This window comes from Pseudarthrobacter sp. L19 (assembly GCF_050859435.1).
GTDB lineage: Bacteria > Actinomycetota > Actinomycetes > Actinomycetales > Micrococcaceae > Arthrobacter.
The window spans coordinates 1,308,951-1,324,289 of the sequence record NZ_CP193935.1; the positions used below are offsets into that span (position 1 = coordinate 1,308,951).

Genomic DNA, 15,339 nt, shown 5'->3' on the forward strand with positions numbered 1-15,339 from the left:
TCGGGTGACTTCCGGACCCCAGGACGCCGCGTGACACGGCGATGTCCGGGGCTCAGGGCATAATGGCGCGAATGGGGAAAAAACACATACTGACCTTTGGCCTGACCGGACTGGTGCTCGCCGCCTCGCTGGTGGCCTGCGACGACGGCCGCTCGGGGGCCCAGGACGCCGCCAACAAGCTCGCCTCCGGCCTCTCCGCGCTCGACGTCGGCGCGGTCCCGTTCCAGGGCAAGGAGTCCTCCGCCGCCAATGACCGGCTGCACGAGGCCTTCAAGGCCCTCGAACCGGCCAAGCCCACGGTCCACGGCGGCGACCTCACCGTGGACAAGGACACCGCCACCCTCCCGCTGGACATCAGCTGGACCATCGGCGGATCCGAATGGAAATACTCCGTCTCCGCCCAGCTGAAGAAGGCCGGAGACACCTGGCAGACCGTCTGGAAGCCGGACCTGCTGGCGCCCGGCCTGACCGACACCGAGGTGCTGGCCACCTCCACGCAGGCGCCGCAGCGGGCCGATATCCTCGGCGCCGGGGACGTGCCGCTGGTGACCTCCCGCCCGGTGGTCAACGTCGGCATCGACAAGACCACCCTCGGTGGGGCCGACCCGGCGGCATCCGCCGCGAAGCTCGCGGCCCTGGTGGGCGTGGACCCGGCCGGGTACACCCAGCAGGTGCAGGCCGCCGGCCCGCAAGCCTTCGTCGCCGCCATCACGCTGCGGCAGGACGGCCGGACCGTCACGGACGAGCAGATTGCCGCGATCCCCGGTGCCCGGGCCATCGCCGATGCGCTCCCGCTCGCACCCACGCGGACCTTTGCCCGGGCCGTCCTCGGCTCCGTGGCCGAGGCCAGCGCCGAACAGATCGAGAAGTCCGGCGGGGCGCTCAAGAACGGGGACAGTACCGGCACCGGCGGCCTGCAGCAGCAGTACGACGCCCGGCTGCGCGGCACCGACGGCGTCCAGGTCTTCGCCCAGGTCCCCGGCCTCACCCCGGAACAACGCCAGGCCCAGCCCAACGCCGGCCGCCGGATGCTCTTCCAGGTCGCCATGAAGCCGGGTGCCCCGCTGAAGACCACGCTTGATCCGAAGCTGCAGCAGCTGGCCGAGGACACCCTGGCCAAGGTGGGACCGGCGTCCGCGATCGTGGCGCTCCGACCTTCCAGCGGCGCCGTGCTGTCTGCCGCGTCCGGCCCCGGCAGCAACGGTTACGACACCGCCATGCTGGGACAGTACGCACCCGGCTCCATCTTCAAGATCGTCGACTCCCTGGCGCTGATCCGCGGCGGCATGACCCCGGACAGCAAGGTCGACTGCCCCGCCACCCTGGAGGTGGACGGCCGGACCTTCAAGAACGCGGAGGGCTACCCTGCTTCCTCGCTGGGCTCGGTAGCCCTGCGGGACGCCTTCGCGCACTCCTGCAACACCGCGTTCATCAACGCCCGCGACAAGGTCAGCCAGGCCCAGCTGGAAAGCACCGCGGCGTCCCTGGGTGTGGGCGTTGACGCCCCGAAGCTCGGCGCGGCCGCGTTCCTGGGCTCCGTTCCCGGCCAGGCCGGCGGCACCGAGCACGCCGCCTCGATGATCGGCCAGGGCAAGGTCCTGCTGTCCCCGCTCGTGGCAGCGGTGATGGCCGGTTCTGTCGCCAAGGGCGCCCCGGTGTCGCCGGTCCTGGTCACCAACCCTGATGCGCCCGCCGGCACGCCGGGAACGCCGTCTGGCACGACGTCGACCGCCACCGGCTCCGCGTCTCCCGCCGCGACGGCGTCGTCCGGCGGGTCGCCGAGTGCCTCTTCCGGTGCGTCGTCGACGGCGACCTCCACGGCCGCGCCGACGGCCTCCGGCACCCCGCTGACCCCGGCCGAGGCGGCGTCCCTGGCCGACATGATGCGCGCCGTCATCACCTCCGGGCACGCGGGCTTCCTCGCCTCCGTCCCCGGAGCCCCGGTGGGGGCCAAGACGGGCACGGCCGAGTTCGGCTCCGACAACCCGCCGAAGACCCACGCTTGGATCGTGGCCACGCACGGCGACCTCGCCGTCGCCGTCTTCGTGGAGGACGGCGGGCTGGGCGCCACCACCTCCGGGCCGCTGCTCAAGGAGTTCCTGACCGGCGCCGGCTAGCCCAGCACCATGGAGCCCCGCGGCCGTGACCGCGGGGCTCCATGGGAGGATGGAAGCGTGGCCCATATTGACGTTTCCGGCATCGACTACTTCCTCTCCGACGGCACCCAGCTGCTCAACGGCGTGACCTTCAAGGTCCCCGACGGCACCAAGACGGCGCTGATCGGACCCAACGGAACCGGCAAGACCACGCTCTTCCGCATCATCGCCGGTGACCTCACCCCGGACGAGGGCGTGATCGGCCGCTCCGGCAACATGGGCATCATGCGGCAGTTTGTCGGCCAGGTCCGCGACGACTCCACCGTGCGGGACCTGCTGGTCTCCGCCGCGCCGCCCGCGCTGGCCGCGGCCGCGCGCGCCGTCGACGAGGCCGAACTGGCCATGATGGAACACGACGACGAGCCGACCCAGATGAAGTACGCCCAGGCGATCGTCGACTGGGGCGACGCCGGCGGCTACGACGTCGAAACGGTCTGGGACGAGGTCTGCATGGCCGCGCTGGGCCTCCCCTTCGACCGCGCCCAGCACCGGCCCGCCTCAAGCCTGTCCGGCGGCGAACAGAAGCGGCTGGTCCTCGAGGCCCTCTTCGCCGGTCCGGACGAACTGCTGCTGCTGGACGAACCGGACAACTACCTCGACGTCCCCGGCAAGCGCTGGCTCGAGGCGAAGCTCAACGAGTCGAAGAAGACCGTGTTCTTCATCAGCCACGATCGCGAGCTGCTGAACAACGCCGCCGGCCGCATCGTCACCCTGGAACCGGGCATCAACGGCTCCGGCGCCTGGGTCCACGGCGGCGGCTTCGGCTCCTACGTCGAGGCCCGCGCGGACCGCAACGCCCGCTTCGAGGAGCTCCGCAAGCGCTGGGACGAGGAGCACGTGAAGCTCAAGGAACTCGTCAACATGTACAAGAACAAGGCCGCGTTCCGCTCCGACATGGCCAACCGGTACCACGCCGCGCAGACCCGGCTGGCGAAGTTCCTCGAGGCCGGCCCGCCCGAGGCCCTGCCGATCGAGCAGAACGTGCAGATGCGGCTCAAGGGCGGGCGGACCGCCAAGCGCGCCGTCGTGGCCGAAAAGCTGGAGCTCACCGGGCTGATGAAGCCGTTCTCCACCGAGATCTGGTTCGGTGACCGGGTGGGCGTGCTCGGCTCCAACGGCTCCGGCAAGAGCCACTTCCTGCGTCTGCTGGCCACCGGCGGCACCGACCCGGAACGCGAACACCTGCCCGTCTCCGCGCTGCCTGCGGCTCCCACCCCTCGCAAGCTCGGGGAGGGGCCCTCGCCGCAGCCGCTTGTCGAGATCGCCGAGGTCCCGCACGAGGGCACGGTAAAGCTCGGCGCCCGGATCCGGCCCGGCTTCTTCGCCCAGACCCACGTCCGCCCGGACCTCCTGGGCAAGACCCTGCTGGAGATCCTTCACCGCGGCGACGAGCACCGCTCCGGCCTGGCCCGCGAGGCCGCCGCCGGCGCGCTGGACGGCTACGGGCTGGCGGGCCAGTCTGAGCAGAAGTACGAGTCCCTCTCCGGCGGCCAGCAGGCCCGGTTCCAGATCCTGCTGCTGCAGCTCTCCGGCGCCACCCTGTTGCTGCTCGATGAGCCCACAGACAACCTTGACCTGCACTCGGCCGAGGCACTGGAACGGGCGATCGGCCACTTCGAAGGCACCGTCCTGGCCGTCACCCACGACCGCTGGTTCGCGCGGACCTTCGACCGCTTCCTGGTCTTCGGCTCCGACGGCAGGGTCTACGAATCCGCGGAGCCGGTCTGGGACGAAAAGCGCGTGGACCGGGTCCGCTGAATGCTCACATGAGCGGAATGTGTGATCATTTGATCATTTAACGGTACTGTTTGCTCATGAACACTGAGCAGCGGCACCGCCGCATCGGCGAGCTGCTGCGCCGCCGCGACCACGTGAGCGTGGAGGAACTGGTCGCCGAGTGCGGCGCCTCCGGCGCCACCATCCGGCGCGACCTGGATGTCCTGGCCCTCAACGGCGTCCTCCGCCGGGTCCACGGCGGTGCGCAGAGCCTCGTCGCGGGCGGCGAGCACCCCGAGTACGGCCAGCGTGAACTCGAGGACCAGGAGGCCAAGGCGCGGATCGCCGCCGGCGTGGCCGGACTCCTCCGGGACCGGACCCACGTCTGGCTGGACAGCGGCACCACAGCCACCGAGGTGGCCCGGCAGCTGCAACACCGTGAACTGACCGTCATGCCCATGTCCCTGCCCGCCGTCAACGCCCTCGCCGGCGGCGCCACGGCGGGCCGGCGGGCGGCGCTGCTGCTTCCCGGCGGCAGCCTGAGCCCCGGAGAGCTCTCCTTCCGCGGCCCGCTGACCGAGTCCACCGTCCGGGCCCTCCGGTTCGACACCGCCGTCGTCACTCCCTGCGCGGTGAGCCTGCGCGACGGGCTGCTGGCCCACGACCTGGAGGACGCCGCGGTCAAACGCGCCGGCCTCGAGTCGGCCGGCCGGGTGATCGCCGCCTGCTCGGCGGCCAAATGGGACGCCGGCGCCGTCGCACTGGTGGCCGCCCTGGACGCCGTGGACGTCCTGGTAACCGACAAAGCCCTGACCCCGGCGGACCGCGCCGAACTCGCCCGTCACTGTGTGGAAGTGGTAACCGTATGAGCAAGCTTCAGACCCGCCAACCCCTCAGGGCGGCGGCCGCGGCCACCTTCCTGGTCTTCGGCATCAACGGGCTGGTCTTCGCCAGCTGGGCCGCCCGGATCCCCGCGGTCACCGACATCCTGGGCATCACCTCGGGCCAGATGGGGACGCTGCTGCTCTGCGTGGCCGTGGGGTCGCTGATCGCCCTGCCGACCGCCGGCTGGGTGGTCAACCGGCTGGGCACGGCCAACACCATCCGGGCCGCCGGGCTGCTCGCGGCCGCCGCCGGCGCCGGCATCGCCATCTCCCTGAACGCCGTGTCGATCCCCGGGACCGCCGTCTCGCTGTTCTTCTTTGGGATCGGGATCGGGCTCTGGGACGTCTCGCAGAACATTGAGGGCGCCGACGTCGAACACCAGCTGGGCCGCACCATCATGCCGCAGTTCCACGCCGCGTTCAGCGGCGGGGCCTTCGTGGGCGCCCTGATCGGCGCCGGGCTCTCCCAGCTGGGCATCGGCCTGCCCATCCACCTGCTGGTCATCGCCGCCGTCGTGGTCGTCGCGGCGCTGACGGCGCCCCGCTACTTCCTCCCGCATGCGGCGGGAGCGGACGGATCGCACGACGCCGGCGCCGGGGCGCCGCGCGCCGGCTCGGCCTGGCGGGAGGGCCGCACGGTGCTGATCGGCGTCGTCGTCCTCGGCGCCACCCTGACCGAGGGCGCCGGCAACGACTGGATCGCCAAGGCGGCCGTCGACGGCCTGGGTGCCCCGCAATCGACCGGGGCGCTGCTGTTCGCCGTCTTCGTGCTCGCCATGACCGCCATGCGCCTGTTCGGCGGCCGGCTGATCGACGGCTACGGCCGGGTGCCGGTGCTGCGGGCCAGCATGGGCGCCGCGGCCGCGGGCCTTGCCCTCTTCGTCTTCGCCGGCAACCTCTGGGTGGCGGCCGGGGGCGCGGCACTCTGGGGCGTGGGGGCCGCCCTGGCCTTCCCGATGGGGATGTCCGCCGCGGCGGACGATCCGCGCCGCGCCGCCGCCCGGGTCTCCGTGGTGTCCACGCTGGGGTACGTCGCCTTCCTTGCCGGGCCTCCGCTGCTCGGCTACCTGGGCGACCTGACCGGCATCAGGCTGGCCCTGCTGGCCATCGGGGCGCCCATCCTGCTGGCACTGCTGCTGGCGGGCGCCGCGAAGCCGCTCCGCGCCGGGTAGGGCACGCCGCCGCCGGCCCGGCAGTAAGGTGGGCAGATGCGAAGCATGCTGGCCAAAACCCCGCGCCACTTTGAGAAGCTGGACCGGCGGCTGGTGCGGAAGGTCTCGCGGCTCCCCCACGGCAGCCACGACGATTTCTTCCGGAACCTCTCCGCCGCCGCCAACCACGGCAAGCTCTGGATCGGGATCGCCGCCGGCCTGGCCCTGGTCCCCGGCAAGACCCGCAGGGCCGCCCTGCACGGACTGCTGGCCCAGGGCGTGGCGTCCGCCGTGACGAACGTGGTCTTCAAGTCGCTGCTGCCCCGCCAACGGCCCCTGCCCGAACACCTGCCGACCTTCCGTTTCGTGAACCCGCAGCCCACCAGCTCCTCCATGCCGTCGGGGCATTCGGCCTCCGCTGTGGCCTTCGCCGTCGGGGTGGGCCTGGTCCGGCCGGCCCTGGGCGCCGCCCTGGCCCCGGTCGCCGCGGGAGTGGCCTATTCGCGGGTGCACACCGGGGCGCACTGGCCCTCGGACGTCTTCTTCGGCTCCGCGATCGGTGCCGGGGCGGCCCTCATGACCCGGCGCTGGTGGCCGGTCCGGCCGCCGTTTCCCGCCGTCCGCCGCACCCCCGTGGAGGCCAACCGGCTGCCCGACGGCGAGGGGCTCGGCATCGCCGTGAACACCCTCGGCGGCTCCTACGCGGACCAGACCGCCGCTGCCCTCCAGGAAGTATTCCCCAAGGCGTATATAAAGGAAATCCAGGCCGGCGAGGACGTCGACGCCGAAATCCAGGCGGTGGCCCGGCGGGAGGGGATCAAGGCCCTCGGCGTCTGGGGCGGGGACGGCACGGTCGGCACCGCCGCGGCCGCCGCCGTCGAACACTCCCTCCCGCTGCTTGTCCTGCCCGGCGGCACCCTGAACCACTTCGCCCGCGACGCCGGCACCCCCACCCTCCAGGCCGCCGTCGACGCCGCGACCCGGGGCGAGGCCGCCCGCGCCGACATCGGCCACGTCGCGGTGGAACGCGGCCTCCCGGACGATCCGGTCCGGCAGCACCTGACCATGCTCAACACCGCCAGCATCGGGCTTTACCCCAACCTGGTCCGGCGCCGCGAACAGCTCCAGCCCGCCCTCGGCAAGCCGCTGGCCGGCGTCGTGGCCATGTTCCGGACCTTCGCCGCCGGAACACCCAGCACCCTGGTGGTGGACGGGGTGCGGCACAAACTCTGGATCCTCTACGTGGGCCGCGGCCGCTACTACCCGCGTGACCACGCACCGCTGGTCCGTCCGGTGCTCGACGACGGCGTCCTGGACCTCCGGATGATCACCGCGGACGAGTCCTTTGCCCGGCTCCGCCTGCTCTGGGCGGTGCTGACCGGGACGGTGGCGACCTCGGGCATCACGCACCTGCGCGAGGCCAGCCGGATCCGGGTGGAACCCGCCGATCCCACGATGGTCCTGGCCGTCGACGGGGAGGTCATGCCCGGGGTCCGGGCCGTGGAGTTCTCGGTCCAGCCCGGCGGCCTGGTCTACTACACGCCGCGGGACCAGGACTGACGGGGAGTCCCGGCCGCGGTGGAACAAGGGCCGATGGCCCCGGTGCCGGGACCCTGAGTCGACCCTGAAACATCCCTTAAACCGTTGCCAAACCGGTCCGGTTGGCGGAAGGCATGGGTAGCGTGGGGACCATACAGCCACCGCTACGCAAAGGACCGCTTCCATGATCGAGGCCAGAGGCCTGACGAAGGTCTACGGCGACAAAACCGCCGTCGCCGGAGTTGATTTCACCGTCCAGCCGGGACGGGTCACCGGCTTCCTGGGACCCAACGGGGCCGGGAAGTCGACCACCATGAGGATGATCATGGGACTGGACCGACCGACGTCGGGCACCGTGACCGTCGACGGCGTCCCGTACGCCCGGCACGCCGCGCCGCTGCGCGACGTCGGCGCCCTGCTCGATGCCAAGGCCGTCCACACCAGCCGGTCCGCCTACAACCACCTGCTCGCCATGGCCGCCACCCACGGCATCCCGAAGCAACGGGTACGGGAAGTCATCGAGATGACCGGCCTCGGCGAGGTGGCGCGCAAGAAGGTGGGCGGCTTCTCCCTCGGCATGGGCCAGCGGCTCGGCATCGCCGCGGCCCTGCTGGGCGACCCGCGCACCGTCATCCTGGACGAGCCGGTCAACGGCCTGGACCCGGAGGGTGTGGTCTGGGTCCGCAACCTGGTCAAGTACCTGGCCTCCGAGGGGCGCACCGTGTTCCTTTCCAGCCACCTGATGAGTGAAATGGCCGTCACCGCTGACCACCTGATCGTGATCGGCCGCGGCCGGATCATCGCCGACGCGCCGATTCAGGACATCATCACGGGCAAGGACCGCGGCAGGGTGCGGGTCCGCACCGACCAGGCCGCCGAACTGACGCGCCTGCTCACCGCCGACGGCGCCACCGTGGACGGCCAGGAGAACGAACTGCTCGAGGTCACGGGCCTGGAACCGCGCCGGATCGCCCGGACCGCGCTGGAGCACGGCGTCATGATCTACGAACTCACCCCGCTCCGCGCCAGCCTCGAGGAGGCCTACATGGAGTTGACCAAGGACGAGGTCGAATACCACTCGCTGATCACCACGGGCGACACCGCCCCCGCCCAGGCCGGAGGCAACTGAACCATGAGCTCCACCACCATCGACCCCACGCCCTCCCGCCGCGGACCCGGCGGCCCGGCTCATGCCGCCGGCGGCAGCGGACGCCCCGCCGGCCTTAGCACCGGGCCCGGCCCCAGCTTCCCGCGGGTCCTCAACGCCGAATTCATCAAGTTCCGCTCCCTGCTCTCGACCGTGATCCTGCTGGTCGCCACCGCCGCGGTCATCGTGGGCATCGGCGCCCTCGCGTCCTGGGGCATCGGCCAGGCCCTCCAGTCCTCCGGCGCCGATCCCCAGCGCTCCGCCGCGCTGGCCGCCCAGGGTGACATCGCCGCGTCGGCCCCGGGTGCCGGAATCTCGTTTGCCCAGTTGATCCTCGGTTCCCTGGCGGTCCTGATCATCAGCTCGGAGTTCACCACCGGCATGGCGCGCTCCACGTTCACGGCCGTGCCGCGCCGCATCCCGGCGTTCGTGGCCAAGCTGCTCGTCGTGGCCGTCGCCGCGTTTGTTGTCACCGCGGTGTCGCTCTACATCTCCGGCCTCGTGGCGGTGCCGATCTTCGAGCAGTACGGCCACACCCTGGATGTCTCCAGCGACCACTACTGGCGCACCCTGCTGATCAACAGCGCCTACGTGGCAGCCGTCGCCGCCATCGGCCTGGCCCTCGGGGCCCTGCTGCGCAACTCGGCCGGCGGCATCATGGCCCTGGTGGGACTGTTCTTCGTGCTGCCGATCGCCCTGCAGATCATCCAGGGCGATGTGGTCAAGGAACTGCGCAAGTACACCCCGGACAGCACACTGACCCCCATGACCGCGTCCCAGCACATCCCTGACACCCTCGAGGCGTGGCAGGCCGCGCTGGTGCTCGGCGCCTGGGTGGTCATCCCGCTGGTCCTGGCAGGCTTCCTGCTGAAGAAGCGCGACGTCTAAACAGGAGTTACCCGTGGGTGCCCCCACCGGGGGTACCCGCGGGTAGCTCCGACGCGGGGCCCGGCAGAGCCTGAAGCAGTGGTTTCAGGCACATTTCAAAATTGCCTGAGAGGCAACAGGCTTTGACCGCCGGGCCCCCGGGCTGGAACCGCGCCCGAAATCACGCACCGTAATCTGTGGGATTGCACAGGACACCGCCTTCCGCCGCCGGTCTACTGTGAAACGACCTTGTGGTCCGCAGCACACGCCCCCCGGCCCCTGAGCCCGGCGTGCGGCCCGGACCTAGACCACCCACAAAGGACGGCGCTTCATGCAGGCTGACCAGCAACTCTCCAAGTCCCTCAAACCCCGGCACCTCTCGATGATCGCCATCGCCGGCGTCATCGGCGCCGGGCTCTTCGTCGGCTCCGGCGCCGCCATCCAGCAGGCCGGCCCGGGCATCCTGGTCGCCTACCTGGCCGCCGGCCTCGTCGTCATCCTCGTCATGCGGATGCTCGGCGAAATGGCCGCGGCAAACCCGGAAACCGGTTCCTTCTCCACCTACGCTGACAAGGCCCTGGGCCGCTGGGCCGGGTTCAGCATCGGCTGGCTCTACGCCTGGTTCTGGATCATCGTCCTCGGCATCGAGGCCACGGCCGGCGCCGCGATCATGCACCGCTGGGTGCCCGGCATCGACCAGTGGGTCTGGGCCCTGGCCCTGATGATCCTGCTGACGCTGACCAACCTCGGCTCGGTGAAGTCCTACGGTGAGTTCGAATTCTGGTTCGCCTCCATCAAGGTCGCCGCGATCGTCCTCTTCCTGCTCTTCGGCGTCGCCGCCATCCTCGGCCTGATCCCCGGCGTCCCCGCCCCGGGCCTGGACAACCTGGTCAACAAGGGCGGCTTCATGCCCAACGGACCGGGCGCCGTCCTGGCCGGCATCCTGGTGGTTGTCTTCTCCTTCTTCGGCGCCGAAATCGCTACGATCGCCGCCGGCGAATCCGAGAACCCGGTCGACGCCGTCAAGAAGGCCGTGAAGTCCACGGTGTGGCGCATCCTGGTCTTCTACATCGGCTCCATCGCCATCGTCGTGACCCTCCTGCCCTGGAACAGCGCCTCCGTGGCAAAGAGCCCCTACGTCGCCGTGATCGAACTCTTCGGCATCCCCGGCGCCGGAACCATCATGGACATCGTGGTGCTCACCTCGGTCCTGTCCTGCCTGAACTCCGGCCTCTACACCGCCAGCCGCATGCTCTTCTCCCTCTCCCGCCGCGGTGACGCCCCCAAGTCCTGGATGCGGATCTCCAAGCGCGGCGTCCCGGCCGGCGCCGTGCTGGCCTCCACCGTGGTCGGCTTCATCACCGTGGGCCTGAACTACATCGCCCCGGACACCGTGTTCCTCTTCCTGGTCAACACCTCCGGCGCGATCGCCCTGTTCGTCTGGCTCGTCATCGCCGTCTCGCAGCTGATCCTCCGCCGACGGATGGGCGCTGCCGCCAGCGAACTGCAGCTGAAGATGTGGCTCTTCCCCTACCTGACCTGGGCCGCGATCATCAGCATCGTGGCGCTGCTGATCGGCATGGTGATCCTGGACAGCACCCGCGAGTCGCTGCTGCTCTCGCTGGCCCTCGCCGCCGTCGTGGTCGGCATCGGACTCTTCCGCTACCGCGGCCGGGGTCACGTCGCCGCGGATGATGCCACCGTCCGGAACTCCGCCGAGGTCACCGACGGCGCGCCCGCCGTCACCGGCCCGGCCAAGTAAATCCCGCCGTTCCTCCCCCGCCGCCGCGTCTCAGCGGGCCGGCGGGGGAGGAACGGGCTCCGGTTAGACTCGGAGCCATGTCTTCCACCGCAGCAGAGCACATCCAGGACCTTGGCGCGTACGTCAGCGCCTCCCCGTCGAGCTTCCACGCCGTCCACGAGGCCGCCCGCCGCCTGGACGAGGCCGGGTTCACCGCCCTCGACGAGCTGCAGCCCTGGCCCGCCGCCGCGGAATCCGGCGCCGGCACCGGCCGGTTCTACATGCTGCGCGACGGCGCCCTGATCGCCTGGGTGGTCCCGGAAGGGGCGGGACCCGTCACCGGCTTCAACATCCTCGGCGCCCACACCGACTCGCCGTCCTTCAAGCTCAAGCCCAAGCCCAGCACCGGCAAGTTCGGCTGGCTCCAGGCCGGCGTGGAGGTCTACGGCGGGCCGCTGCTGAACTCCTGGCTGGACCGGGAACTGCAGCTCGCCGGCCGCCTGGTGATGCTCGACGGCACCGAACACCTCACCGCCACCGGCCCGCTGCTGCGCTTCCCCCAGCTGGCCATCCACCTGGACCGCGCCGTCAACGACGGCCTCGCCCTGGACAAGCAGCAGCACATGAACCCGGTCTACGGCCTCGGTGACCCGGCGGACTCCGACCTCCTGGCCCTGCTCGCGGACCGGGTCGACGGCGCCACGGTGGACCCCGCGCAGATCGGCGGCTACGACGTCGTCATCGCCGACACCCAGCCCCCGGCCGTCTTCGGCGCCCGCGGCGAGTTCTTCGCCTCCGGCCGCCTCGACAACCTCTCCGCCACGCACGCCGGCCTCACTGCCCTGATCGCGCACGCCGCGGGGGCCGTCCCGGCGGACGGACCGATCGCCGTCCTCGCCGCCTTCGACCACGAGGAGATCGGCTCCGCCTCCCGCTCCGGCGCCTGCGGCCCGGTCCTCGAGGATGTCCTGGTCCGCATCTCCGACGGCCTCGGCGCCACCGCCAGCCAGCGACGGCAGGCCTTCGCCGCATCCTTCTGCGTCTCCGCCGACGCCGGCCACGCTGTGCACCCGAACTACCCCGAACGGCACGATCCCGCCAACCGCCCGGTCCTCAACGGTGGCCCGCTGCTGAAGATCAACGCCAACCAGCGCTACGCCACCGACGCCACCGGAGCGGCCCTCTGGGCGCGGCTCTGCGCCGAATCCGGCGTCCCGTACCAGGAATTCGTCTCCAACAACGTGATGCCGTGCGGCTCCACGATCGGCCCGCTGACCGCCACCCGCCTGGGCATCCGCACGGTCGACGTCGGCGTCCCGCTGCTCTCGATGCACTCCGCACGGGAACTCTGCGGCGTGCAGGACCCGCACCGCCTGGCCACGGTCACGGGCGCCTTCTTCCGCACCGCCGCCGGTCAGGCCGGCTAGGAGCTGGCGAGGCCGATCACCACGTTAATGGTGGCGGCGAGGATCACAGTGCCGAAAAGGTAGGAGAGCAGGCTGTGCTTGAGGGCCTCGGCCCGGATGGCGTGGTTCTTCAAGGCGGTGTCCGAGACCTGGTAGGTCATGCCCAGGCTGGTGGCGAGGTAGGCGAAGTCCGTGTACTGCGGCGGCTCCGGCTGGTTGAAGTCGATGCCGCCCACCGCGGCCCCCGCCCTGGCCGAGGTGCTGAAGTACAGGGCGGCATAGCGCAGGGTGAAGAGCGTCTGCACCAGCATCCAGGACAGCGCCGTGGAGGCCAGGGCCAGCAGCCCGCCGGCCAGCCGGAACCCGCCGCTGCCGCTATGCGAATCGATGACGACGGCGGCAACGGCCGCGAGGCTCGCCAGGTTGGCGGCGAGGATCATCAGATCCGTCACCCGGTGCGAGGGGTCCTCCGAGGTGGCGTGCGCCCGGGTCCCCGCCGCGTCGAGCCGGCCGATCACGATCCACACCCAGGCGACGTAGATGAAGGCCGCGACGCTCCATCCCACCGCCGGGGCCTCCACCCACCGGCCGCCGAGGCCGGAGGCGACGCCGGACACCAGCCCGGCGGCGAGCATGACGATGAAACGGAGCCGGCTACGGCGGACGGGGAAGCCGGTGGACTGCGGGGCGGTGGCCGGGGTCATGAGCAGATCATGGCACAGGGACCTTGGCCGGAAGTTATCCACACCGCCGCGGGCCCGCTTCCCCGCCGCCCCGTGCGGGATTACGGTGGGTCCAGAGTCGCCGAAAACACCCCGGATGCACTAAGCTATTGAAGTCTGTGCTGCGTCACGTCCCCGTTCCGGGTGCGCGGCCGTGCAGTCACCGCAAATGAACCTCCTGTTACGGAAAGGCCGTAACCGCTTAGCCCAAAGGAGGTGGGTTCACATATGCGTCCTTACGAATTGATGGTAATCATCGACCCCGAGGTCGAAGAGCGTACCGTTGAGCCGTCGCTTCAGAAGTTCCTGAACGTCATCACCAACGATGGTGGAACCATCGAAAAGGTTGACATCTGGGGCCGTCGTCGACTGGCTTACGAAATCCAGAAGAAGTCCGAAGGTATCTACGCCGTGGTGAACTTCACCGCTGAGCCGGCTACCGCCAAGGAACTTGACCGCCAGCTGAGTCTCAACGAGACCATCATGCGCACCAAGATCATCCGCCCCGAAGAGCAGAAGGTTGTTGCTGAGTAATTCAGCTCCACCCCTCAATCTTTAACCCCGTAGGAACGAACAAGGAGGCAGTAGATGGCAGGCGAGACCACTATTACGGTCATCGGTAATCTCACCAATGACCCCGAACTGAGGTTCACCCCGTCAGGTTCGGCAGTAGCGAACTTCACCATCGCTTCTACGCCCCGCACGTTCGACCGCCAGTCCAACGAGTGGAAGGACGGGGAAACCCTGTTCCTCCGCGCTTCGGTCTGGCGTGAAGCAGCTGAAAACGTCGCCGAGTCCCTGACCAAGGGCATGCGCGTGATCGTTTCCGGCCGCTTGAAGAGCCGTTCCTACGAAACCAAGGAAGGCGAGAAGCGCACCGTTATCGAGCTGGAAGTCGACGAGATCGGCCCCAGCCTGCGCTACGCCAACGCCAAGGTCAACCGCACCCAGCGCTCCGGCGGGGGTGGCGCCGGAAACGGCGGCCAGGGTGGCTTCGGCGGCGGCAACAGCGGCGGTTTCGGTGGCAACTCTGGTGGAAACCAGGGCGGCAACTCGGGTGGAAACTGGGGCGGCGGCCAGCAGGCTGCGCAGGATGATCCGTGGGCTACGCCCGGGGTCAGCAATGCCGGCGGCTGGGGCAACGGCCCGGATTCCGAACCTCCCTTCTAAACACCATATAAAGGTCCGACGCCGGACCCGCACGGCCGCTAAGGCGGCCGCGAGAGAACGGCGGCGGATCACCACCATCCCGTGGATCAATATCCACGGGCTCCATCGAATAGGAGCTCCACGATGGCTAAGGCTGAACTCCGTAAGCCCAAACCAAAGTCCAACCCCTTGAAGGCCGCTGACATCACTGTCATCGACTACAAGGACGTAGCATTGCTGCGCAAGTTCATCTCCGACCGCGGAAAGATCCGCGCCCGTCGCGTCACCGGCGTCACGGTCCAGGAACAGCGCAAGATCGCACAGGCAATCAAGAACGCCCGCGAAGTTGCTCTGCTGCCTTACTCCGGCGCTGGCCGCGGCTAAGGAAGGGATTAACTAACATGGCAAAGCTCATTCTGACCCACGAAGTCACCGGTCTCGGTGCTGCTGGCGACGTTGTCGAGGTCAAGGACGGTTACGCCCGTAACTACCTGCTGCCCCGCAACTTCGCCCTGACCTGGTCCAAGGGTGGCGAGAAGCAGGTTGAGTCCATCAAGGCCGCCCGCGCCGCCCGCGAGCACGCTTCCCTGGAAGATGCTCAGAAGCAGGCCGCTGCACTGCAGGCCAAGCCGGTCAAGCTCGTCGTCAAGGCCGGCGAGACCGGACGCCTGTTCGGCACCGTCAAGCAGGGCGACGTCGCCGACGCCGTTGAGGCCGCTGGCCTCGGCCGCATCGACAAGCGCAAGGTTGAACTGCCGACTCACATCAAGTCGACCGGTTCCTACCAGGCCAACGTCCGTCTGCACGACGACGTGTCCGCTGTGATCGAACTCGACGTCGTCGCGGGGAAGTAGTCTTTAC

14 protein-coding genes are annotated in these 15,339 nt (G+C 69.9%); 13 read left to right on the forward strand and 1 reads right to left on the reverse strand.

Annotated elements, in window-relative coordinates; all coding sequences use genetic code 11:
- The first annotated feature begins 71 nt into the window (after positions 1-71).
- The 9 genes from ACRQ5B_RS06135 (at position 72) to ACRQ5B_RS06175 (ending at position 12,628) form a co-directional block, all read left to right on the forward strand.
- Complete coding sequence (locus tag ACRQ5B_RS06135) at positions 72-2,117, forward strand: penicillin-binding transpeptidase domain-containing protein (protein WP_432397939.1); 2,046 nt, start codon at positions 72-74, stop codon at positions 2,115-2,117.
- A 57-nt stretch (positions 2,118-2,174) separates the two neighbouring features.
- Positions 2,175-3,914, forward strand: coding sequence for an ABC-F family ATP-binding cassette domain-containing protein (locus tag ACRQ5B_RS06140; protein WP_432397942.1), 1,740 nt, complete (start codon positions 2,175-2,177; stop codon positions 3,912-3,914).
- Between the two features lie 56 nt (positions 3,915-3,970).
- On the forward strand, positions 3,971-4,741 hold the full coding sequence (locus tag ACRQ5B_RS06145; RefSeq protein ID WP_432397945.1) for a DeoR/GlpR family DNA-binding transcription regulator: 771 nt from the start codon (positions 3,971-3,973) through the stop codon (positions 4,739-4,741).
- Positions 4,738-5,928: an MFS transporter gene (locus tag ACRQ5B_RS06150; protein ID WP_432397947.1), complete on the forward strand. Its 1,191-nt coding sequence runs from the start codon at positions 4,738-4,740 to the stop codon at positions 5,926-5,928. The genes ACRQ5B_RS06145 and ACRQ5B_RS06150 overlap by 4 nt, the downstream gene beginning before the upstream one ends.
- 36 nt (positions 5,929-5,964) lie before the next feature.
- Positions 5,965-7,467, forward strand: a complete 1,503-nt coding sequence (locus tag ACRQ5B_RS06155; protein ID WP_432397950.1) for a bifunctional phosphatase PAP2/diacylglycerol kinase family protein — start codon at positions 5,965-5,967, stop codon at positions 7,465-7,467.
- 163 nt (positions 7,468-7,630) lie between these two features.
- Positions 7,631-8,575, forward strand: a complete 945-nt coding sequence (locus tag ACRQ5B_RS06160) for an ABC transporter ATP-binding protein (protein ID WP_400159576.1) — start codon at positions 7,631-7,633, stop codon at positions 8,573-8,575.
- Between the two features lie 3 nt (positions 8,576-8,578).
- Positions 8,579-9,481: an ABC transporter permease subunit gene (locus ACRQ5B_RS06165; protein ID WP_412884407.1), complete on the forward strand. Its 903-nt coding sequence runs from the start codon at positions 8,579-8,581 to the stop codon at positions 9,479-9,481.
- Positions 9,482-9,791: 310 nt separating this feature from the next.
- A complete protein-coding gene (locus ACRQ5B_RS06170; protein WP_432397955.1) occupies positions 9,792-11,222 on the forward strand; it encodes an amino acid permease in 1,431 nt (476 codons plus the stop codon).
- 77 nt (positions 11,223-11,299) lie between these two features.
- Positions 11,300-12,628 carry a M18 family aminopeptidase gene (locus ACRQ5B_RS06175; RefSeq protein ID WP_432397958.1) on the forward strand — a complete coding sequence of 443 codons (1,329 nt, stop codon included), beginning with the start codon at positions 11,300-11,302 and terminating at the stop codon, positions 12,626-12,628.
- On the opposite strand, the gene ACRQ5B_RS06180 is transcribed toward ACRQ5B_RS06175, so the two are convergent.
- A complete protein-coding gene (locus tag ACRQ5B_RS06180; protein WP_432397961.1) occupies positions 12,625-13,311 on the reverse strand; it encodes a DUF1345 domain-containing protein in 687 nt (228 codons plus the stop codon). The genes ACRQ5B_RS06175 and ACRQ5B_RS06180 overlap by 4 nt on opposite strands.
- Positions 13,312-13,557: 246 nt before the next feature.
- Here ACRQ5B_RS06180 and rpsF point away from each other — a divergent pair, with 246 nt between their 5' ends.
- The 4 genes from rpsF to rplI all read left to right on the forward strand — a co-directional run bounded on the left by rpsF (position 13,558) and on the right by rplI (position 15,332).
- Positions 13,558-13,863, forward strand: a complete 306-nt coding sequence (gene rpsF / locus ACRQ5B_RS06185) for a 30S ribosomal protein S6 (RefSeq protein WP_290257143.1) — start codon at positions 13,558-13,560, stop codon at positions 13,861-13,863.
- Between the two features lie 54 nt (positions 13,864-13,917).
- On the forward strand, positions 13,918-14,499 hold the full coding sequence (locus ACRQ5B_RS06190; RefSeq protein ID WP_290257144.1) for a single-stranded DNA-binding protein: 582 nt from the start codon (positions 13,918-13,920) through the stop codon (positions 14,497-14,499).
- 123 nt (positions 14,500-14,622) lie between these two features.
- Entirely contained in the window at positions 14,623-14,862 is a 240-nt protein-coding gene (gene rpsR, locus ACRQ5B_RS06195; protein WP_003800144.1) for a 30S ribosomal protein S18, read from the forward strand.
- A 17-nt stretch (positions 14,863-14,879) separates the two neighbouring features.
- Positions 14,880-15,332: a 50S ribosomal protein L9 gene (gene rplI, locus ACRQ5B_RS06200; protein WP_432397970.1), complete on the forward strand. Its 453-nt coding sequence runs from the start codon at positions 14,880-14,882 to the stop codon at positions 15,330-15,332.
- The last annotated feature ends 7 nt before the right edge of the window (positions 15,333-15,339 follow it).